The sequence below is a fragment of the Flavihumibacter sp. UBA7668 genome, assembly GCF_002483205.1.
Lineage (GTDB): Bacteria > Bacteroidota > Bacteroidia > Chitinophagales > Chitinophagaceae > Flavihumibacter.
This window is the reverse complement of the sequence record NZ_DLHM01000002.1, coordinates 436,402-444,276: the sequence shown is the minus strand read 5'-3', so window position 1 is coordinate 444,276 and position 7,875 is coordinate 436,402. Positions and strand designations below refer to the sequence as shown.

The following is a 7,875-nucleotide window of genomic DNA, read 5'->3' as shown; positions in this document are numbered from 1 at the left end:
GAGGGCATCTGCCATTGGGAAGTGGACACAGCCAATAAGGACAAAGTACTTACTGTGAAGTCAGAGGGCATTACAGAGCAGGAAGTGATATCGACGGTACAAAAGGCAGGCTTCAAAATAGAGCCGTTGAATGCCTAAGCATAAAAAGGGGAAAATGCCCATTCTACCACTGATTGTCAAAATATTAGGTTTTCAGGTAAGGGCATTTTTTCCGTATTAAAGAAAGACAATCAGCAGGGTAAGTAATTTTTTTGGTTTGTATAACAAAAAGATGTAAAACGGTAAAAAAAACGAATCTTCTTTGTAACTTTGTGGCGTTGAAAAATTTGAGGATACATATAGGCATTTTAACACTGTTGTGTTTGGGTTTCTTTCTGATGCCCAATATAAGTTATGCCTGTCCCAAAAATGCAACAACGGCTGAGAAGGCTGCCTGTTCCAAGAAAAAGTCCGCCAAAGCAGAACACCAGGCAGGTTGTAAAGATAAATCCTGTAACAAATGCAAGCATGGCAAAGGCTGCGGGGGCAATTGTAAACATAACTCTTGCAGGTGCGGCGCTTCCGTAACCTCTTTAACCATACCAACTCCCATCGACTTAAAAGCAAAATATCCTTTTGCAGCAGTTAAAAAGCAAAAATTCGGTTTCAAAGAAGCCTATTATTCTTCGGGCTATTACTCCATTTGGCTACCGCCTAAAATAAGCTAAACCTATGGCCTGATAGCCATAGGTGTGCCCTTTCAAAAGCAACTTTCTGCTTTTGAACTTCCCCTATTTTTATCATTTATTCAAAACTTTAACCAGGAAAGGGGTGCTAATACCTCGTTTCTAAAAAAGTAATTATTATGAAATCATTATCGAAAATGGTGATGGTAATCGCTGTATTACTATCATCAATTAACGGTTTTGCACAGATCAAGAATGCGAAAACGGAAACCGTAAAGATCTACGGTAATTGTGAAATGTGTAAAACCACCATCGAAAAAGCAGGTAATGTAAAGAAGGTAGCCAGCGTGGATTGGAATAAAGATACCAAAGTGGCTACACTCACTTACGACAGCGACAGAACAAACCAGGATGAAATACTGAAGCGTATTGCTTTAGCCGGGTATGACAATGAGAAGTTCCGCGCACCCGATGACGTATATGCAAAACTGGCTGGCTGCTGCCAGTACGATAGACCCTTGAAGACGGTTGCCAAAAATAAAGAGGCGGGTAAGGATATGGCGGGTATGGATATGACCGGCATGAAAACAGAGCACGGCAATCATGATCACAGTAAAATGGATGCCTCAGCTAAAATGACGGACCCCCAGGATCAGTCACCACTAAAACCGATATTTGACAGCTACTTTTCAGTGAAAGATGCCCTGGTAAAGACCGACGCTGCCACCGCGTCCGCCAAAGCCACAGAATTGGCAGCAGCCATCAAAGCGGTAGATATGAATAAGCTGTCGGCACAGGAACATACTGCCTGGATGAAAGTAATGAAAGACTTAGCGGCCAATGCAGCGAGTATTTCAGCATCAAAAGATGTAGCCAAACAAAGAAATGGCTTGGCAGCACTTTCAGGTAATATCTACGAACTGGCGAAAGTTTCCAAGCAGGACGTTCCCGTTTACTACCAGCATTGCCCTATGTATAATGGAGGCAAGGGAGCCAATTGGCTGAGTAAGGAGAATGGAATAAAAAATCCATTCTATGGCTCACAAATGCTTAGCTGCGGCAGCACGGTAGAAACCATCAAATAACAGATCTGAACGCTATGGTACAGTACGATGACATGGTGCAGGCGCTCAAAGAACTGAGACAACGTGGGTACAGTATGGACTTTAGTCTTTTACCGGACTGCCTGTACTGTGCATCAAGGAGCCTGAAGCTAAAACCGGAGGATTTTACGGTAACGGAAACACATAGGTTTGAAAGCCTCGACAGCAGTCCTGATAACAATGCAGTTGTGTACGCGATATCGTCCAATGACGGTAAGAACAAAGGGGTACTTGTTGATGCCTATGGTACTTATGCCGGTGTGATGACCCATGAGATGGCAAAAAAATTAAATGCACATAAATTTTAACCCCCCTTGTTATGAATAAATACACTTGTCCGATGCATCCGCAGGTGCTAAAAGACGAACCGGGCAAATGCCCGCTCTGCGGTATGACATTGGTGCCAGTTGGCAGTACAACAGCTTCTCATAAGCATACATCAGGACATGGGCATGCTGAGCATTCTTCTCATGATCATGAAAAAGAGGGCTTTAATAAGCATGCAGGGCACCATACCGGGGATTTCCTGAAGCGCTTTTGGGTAAGCCTGGTCATTACAGTTCCTATCCTGCTGTTATCACATATGATACAGCAATGGTTGGGTTTCAGCCTTGCTTTCACCGGCGATAAATATGTATTGCTGGCACTCGGAACCACAATTTATCTCTATGGAGGCTTACCATTCCTGAAGGGAATGATGGGCGAGATGAAAGCAAAAGCCATAGGGATGATGACACTTGTTGCCATCGCCATATCCGTAGCCTACATCTATTCGGTGGCCGTTGTGTTTGGCCTGCAGGGCATGGATTTCTTTTGGGAACTGGCAACCCTTATCGACATCATGCTTTTGGGGCATTGGCTGGAAATGCGTTCCCAGATGGCTGCTTCCCGGGCATTACAATCACTGGTGGCCTTACTGCCAAACGATGTCACCGTTGAACGAAACGGAGAAGCCGTAAAAATAAAGCTCGAAGAGCTGCAAAGCAATGAAACGGTCATCATAAAACCGGGGGAAAAAATTCCGGCCGACGGCTTGGTACTGGAGGGCGTTTCTTACATCAACGAAAGTATGCTTACCGGGGAAAGTGTTCCCGTAAAAAAGGAAACGAACAGTAAGGTGATCGCAGGATCTATCAATGGCGACGGTGCGTTGAAGGTAAAGGTAACAGCAGTAGGAAAAGACAGCTACCTGAACCGGGTGATTAACCTGGTACAGGAGGCACAGGCCACTAAGTCCAATACGCAGAACCTTGCTGACAAGGTAGCCAAATGGCTCACCTTTATTGCCATTGCCGTTGGCATAGGCACATTCGTTTATTGGTTTGCCAGCAGTGGTGATACTGCCTTTGCCCTTGAAAGGATGGTTACGGTCATGGTAACCGCCTGCCCGCACGCATTGGGTGTGGCTATCCCGTTGGTAGTCGCCATTTCCACCACACTTTCGGCGACTAATGGTCTGCTCATTCGCAACCGGACGGCATTTGAAACAACCCGGAAGCTATCTACCATCATTTTTGATAAAACCGGAACGCTCACCAAAGGTTCCCATGCAGTGGAAAAGGTGATCCCGTTAACGGACGAGTATAAGGCAGATGAAGTGATCCAGTATGCTGCCGCAGTACAGCAAAATTCGGAGCACCATATCGCAAAAGGCATCATGGCTATATTAAAAGAAAAGGGCCTTGCCTTATGGAAGTCTGAAAACTTCAGCTATATGCAGGGCATCGGTGTTAAAGGTGTTGTCAAAGGGAAAAATGTAGTAGCTGCGGGGCCAAATTATTTCAAAGAAAACCGCCTTTCCTTACCGGAAATTCCAGCAGAAATCAACCAGGAAGCCGAAACGGTCAACTTCGTTCTCATCGAAAATCAGGTAATCGGCATCATCACTTTGGCAGACAGCATCCGGGAGGGTTCCGGACAGGCAATTGATGAACTCAAAAAAATGGGTATTAAGTCCTTTTTGCTCACCGGGGACAATGACAGGATTGCTGCTGCGGTGGCCGGAAAATTAGGAATGGACGGTTATCTGGCAAATGTGCTGCCCCATAACAAGCAGGAAAAGGTAAAAGAGTTCCAGGATAAAGGTGAAGTGGTTGCCATGACAGGTGATGGTGTCAATGATGCGCCTGCACTGGCGCAGGCAGACGTGGGTATTGCCGTCGGTTCCGGTACGGATGTGGCTGCCGAAACAGCGGACATCATATTGGTGGACAGTGATCCCAGGGATGTAGTTAAGCTGATTGACTTCGGTAAACTCACCTACAAAAAAATGGTGCAGAACCTGATATGGGCGGTGGGTTACAACGTTGTGGCAATTCCACTTGCAGCAGGTGTCCTCTATCCAAAATTTATTTTAAGTCCCGCTATGGGTGCTGTGCTGATGAGCGTAAGCACCATTGTAGTGGCCATTAACGCAAGTTTCTTAAAAATCAAAAATTTAAATCTAAAATGAAAAACATAGCATTTTTAGTAGCAATCGCTGCCGTTTCCTTTACCACTTTGTCCTCTTGTAACAAAGATGACAAGGGAGATATGCCAATGGACAAAAATATTGATTACCCCGCAGCATACGTGGTCAATGGTGAAAGCGCCACCGTTTCAATTATCAAGCTAAGCGATAATACCGTGAGCGAAACCTTTGACATCATGAACTCCGGTGGTAATATGATTATGTGGCCGCATCACATTTATAACCATCAAGATCATTTAACCATCGGCGTACCAGGTATGGATTTGAGTGCCGGCCATACTGGCGGCATGGCAGGTATGAAAGGGCGTATCCTGATTCTGGATGCAAAGAAAGGAACCATTTTAAAGGATATTGAAACACCGGCAATGAACCACAATGCCGTTTATTCACCGGACGGTACAGAAATATGGACAACGCAAATGGCGATGGATGGAAAGGTGTTGGTTTACGATGCCACCACCTATGCTGTCAAAAATACAATCTCTGTAGGTGAAGATCCGGCGGAAGTAACCTTTAGCATGGATGGCACAAAAGCCTACGTGTGCAACGGTGGCAGTGGTACAGTTTCAGTGATCAGTCCTTCTGCAAAAACGGTGGTAGCTACCCTGACCGTAGGCGATGATCCTGTCGGAGCCTGGCCTGCAGGTAACGGCAAAATGTATGTGGACAATGAGGCTTCACAGACCATTTCAGTGATTGATGTAGCGACCAATACGGTAAGCGAAACTGTTAGTTTAGGTTTTATGCCCGGATTTGCCGCTCATAACGCGTCAAAAAATGAACTATGGGTAACTGACCCTATGAATGGGAAAGTTCATTACTGGACTTGGGACAATGCCATGAGTATGTGGATGCACGCGGGTGTATTTAATACCGGTGCAGGGGCGCACGCCATTGTATTCACACAGGACGGGAATACCGCTTATGTCACCAACCAGGAAAGTAATACGGTTTCAGTAATCAACGTATCATCACATGCCGTAACAAAGACGCTTAACGTTGGTAAAAAGCCCAATGGCCTCGTGATAAAAATTTAAAAGAAAGGTGGCATAGATGCTATCATCTATACCGCTAACAATAACTCTTACCGGTTGCCGGTACTGCATGGTACGGTGGTAACCCTAACTTAAAATACTTATTCAATTTAAAAATTAATAAAATGAAAAATTTCGCATTATCAATCTTCGCAGTTATTATAGCATTTGTAGCAGTATCCTGTACTGAGTCTTCAAACAAAAACCAGTCTGGAACGGATACCACCGCCGTTTCTGGCGGGCAGGCGACTTCCCAATCAAATGATACCTTAACCGCCCCTGCCGCTATCGATACATCAAACGGTAAACAGCCAGGCGAATCAGTAAATGCCGCAGCCAAAGGATTTTCCATTGCGCCCATCATTACCGGCTACCTGTCATTAAAGAATGCTCTCGTTTCAGACGATGACAAAGCTGCTGCCGGAGCAGGTAAAAAACTCTTAGCTGCTTTGAACCAGGTAGACATGAAAGCCATTCCTGCCGATAAGCATAAACAATACATGGACATAGCGGATGATGCAAAAGAACATGCGGAGCATATCGGGGAAAATGTTGGTAACATCCACCACCAACGCGAACATTTATCCTCGCTTAGCGAAGACTTGAAAGACCTGATTGATTTGTTTGGTACATCACAAACATTGTATCAGGATCATTGCCCGATGTTCAACGACAATAAGGGAGCGGTTTGGTTCAGTGAAAACAAGGAAATCAAAAACCCTTATTATGGCTCGAAAATGCTGACCTGCGGTAAGGTGCAGCAAACAATTAACAGCAAATAAAAATCAGTTATATGGAAAATATGGAAAACAGTCACAATGCACACCATGCTTCAGCGCATGGTGTGCACAATTCAAAACATGCTTCTGGCATGTACAAACACTTTGCGGTGATGGCTGTCGCAATGTTCGGAGTTATGTATTTTATCATGTACGCCATGATAGACGGGTGGCAGAACCTTCTACTCAATATCAACAATTTGTATATGACCTTGCTGATGACCTCGGCAATGTTGCTTATAGAATTATTGATCATGAAAATGATGTACCCCAACAGAAAGATGAACTGGTTGATAGCAATAATTTCAGTCGCCGTTGGCATTTTTTCATGGTTTGGTATCAGGGAACAACTCAATGTCGGGGACAAGCAGTTTGCTAAGGGTATGATACCCCATCACGCAGCAGCCATATTGATGTCTGAAAAGGCACACCTGACCGACCCGGAACTGATACAGTTGCAAAAAAACATACTTAAAACTCAGGCAGAAGAAATTGAACTGATGAAGCGCAAACTAAAAGAGTTTGAGAATGATAAATAGGATGATGATAAAATTCAAAAAATAATTTCAACATGAGCAAAGTATTAATCGGCTTGCTTTCCCTGTTAACCCTGCTATGCACCGCTTGCGGGCAGGCAGGGTCTGATAAGGCGGAAGCAACACACCATCACCCGGAGGCAGTTGCAACAGGCCACGAACATAATATCCAAAAAGGCGAATTGGTCCCCTCAGATGAAGTCTGCATGGTCAACGATGCCTATATGGGCAAAAAGCAGTTTGACGTAAAATTTCAAGGTAAAACATACTACGGATGCTGTGAAATGTGCAAAGAGCGCATTCCAAAAGATGCCAGCGTTCGGGTGGCAACGGACCCGTATTCCCACAAGCAAGTGGATAAAGCTGTAGCGGTGATTGCCGTTACGGGGAACAACGGCGAAGTATCCTACTTTGAGAGTAAGGATAATTACGACAATTATTCTAAAAAACAGTAGTCACATTTTAAATGAAGCCACAATATTATGTCCTTAAAAAAGAAAATCATATTGGGGTTGGCTGTTATCTTAATCGGCATACAGTTTTTTCAGCCGTTAAGAAACCAGTCGGATGAAGTAACCTCCTCTCATATTGAAAGGGTTTACAACGTACCCCAAAACGTAAAGGCCATCCTTACCCAATCCTGCTATGACTGTCATAGCAACAATACCCGCTATCCGTGGTATAGCCGTATCCAGCCCGGGGCATGGTATATGGCACGGCATATCAAAAAAGGCAAAGAGGAACTCAACTTTAGCACCTTTGGCGAGTATTCAGCCCGCAAGCAGCGAAATAAGTTCAGGGCAATGGCGGGTCAGGTCAAGGACGGGGAAATGCCGTTGTCGTCATATACGTTGATTCATCGCAACGCAGTATTATCACAGCAGGATAAGCAGGTTTTGGTTAATTGGTTTGGCACAATGGAAGACAGCATTAAATAAAATTTTCAAATAATGAATAGATATAAAGACATACCCATAAAAATACTGCAAACAGTACTGATACTGCTTTGCACGCAAACCCTGTTTGCACAGAAGGTAGTGCATTACGAGCTGTATGTAAAAGATACCCTGGTAAACTATGCAGGAAAGCAAAAGAGAGCGATTGCGGTAAACGGGCAAATACCCATGCCCACGCTTACATTTACCGAGGGAGACACTGCAGAAATTGTAGTACACAACCTGTTAAAGGAAAGTACATCATTACACTGGCATGGCGTATTCCTGCCCAATAAAGAAGATGGTGTACCCTATCTTACGCAACAGCCGATTAAGCCCGGTACTACCTATAC

Annotated in this window: 10 protein-coding genes; 9 read left to right on the top strand and 1 reads right to left on the bottom strand. The window is 44.5% G+C overall.

What is annotated here, in order from left to right:
• Positions 1 to 391: 391 nt before the first annotated feature.
• A complete protein-coding gene (locus tag B2746_RS05600) occupies positions 392 to 649 on the bottom strand; it encodes a hypothetical protein (RefSeq protein WP_161987648.1) in 258 nt (85 codons plus the stop codon).
• A 195-nt stretch (positions 650 to 844) separates the two neighbouring features.
• Here B2746_RS05600 and B2746_RS05595 point away from each other — a divergent pair, with 195 nt between their 5' ends.
• From B2746_RS05595 to B2746_RS05555, 9 genes are all read left to right on the top strand, one after another.
• A complete protein-coding gene (locus tag B2746_RS05595; RefSeq protein WP_239597264.1) occupies positions 845 to 1,750 on the top strand; it encodes a DUF3347 domain-containing protein in 906 nt (301 codons plus the stop codon).
• Between the two features lie 14 nt (positions 1,751 to 1,764).
• The gene (locus B2746_RS05590) at positions 1,765 to 2,076 is read left to right on the top strand and encodes a phosphoribosylpyrophosphate synthetase (RefSeq protein ID WP_141815672.1); all 312 of its coding nucleotides are present in this window, start codon (positions 1,765 to 1,767) and stop codon (positions 2,074 to 2,076) included.
• Positions 2,077 to 2,087: 11 nt separating this feature from the next.
• Complete coding sequence (locus B2746_RS05585) at positions 2,088 to 4,220, top strand: heavy metal translocating P-type ATPase (RefSeq protein WP_239597268.1); 2,133 nt, start codon at positions 2,088 to 2,090, stop codon at positions 4,218 to 4,220.
• Positions 4,217 to 5,275, top strand: a complete 1,059-nt coding sequence (locus tag B2746_RS05580; protein ID WP_239597271.1) for a YncE family protein — start codon at positions 4,217 to 4,219, stop codon at positions 5,273 to 5,275. The genes B2746_RS05585 and B2746_RS05580 overlap by 4 nt, the downstream gene beginning before the upstream one ends.
• 122 nt (positions 5,276 to 5,397) lie before the next feature.
• A complete protein-coding gene (locus B2746_RS05575; protein ID WP_239597275.1) occupies positions 5,398 to 6,054 on the top strand; it encodes a DUF3347 domain-containing protein in 657 nt (218 codons plus the stop codon).
• 11 nt (positions 6,055 to 6,065) lie between these two features.
• Positions 6,066 to 6,590 (top strand): DUF305 domain-containing protein, encoded by a 525-nt coding sequence (locus B2746_RS05570; protein ID WP_239597276.1) that lies wholly within the window; start codon positions 6,066 to 6,068, stop codon positions 6,588 to 6,590.
• Between the two features lie 32 nt (positions 6,591 to 6,622).
• On the top strand, positions 6,623 to 7,042 hold the full coding sequence (locus B2746_RS05565; protein ID WP_239597279.1) for a hypothetical protein: 420 nt from the start codon (positions 6,623 to 6,625) through the stop codon (positions 7,040 to 7,042).
• 27 nt (positions 7,043 to 7,069) lie between these two features.
• The gene (locus tag B2746_RS05560) at positions 7,070 to 7,525 is read left to right on the top strand and encodes a heme-binding domain-containing protein (RefSeq protein WP_290791797.1); all 456 of its coding nucleotides are present in this window, start codon (positions 7,070 to 7,072) and stop codon (positions 7,523 to 7,525) included.
• Between the two features lie 12 nt (positions 7,526 to 7,537).
• A partial coding sequence (locus tag B2746_RS05555; protein WP_290791795.1) for a multicopper oxidase domain-containing protein occupies positions 7,538 to 7,875 on the top strand: 338 nt, incomplete at its 3' end.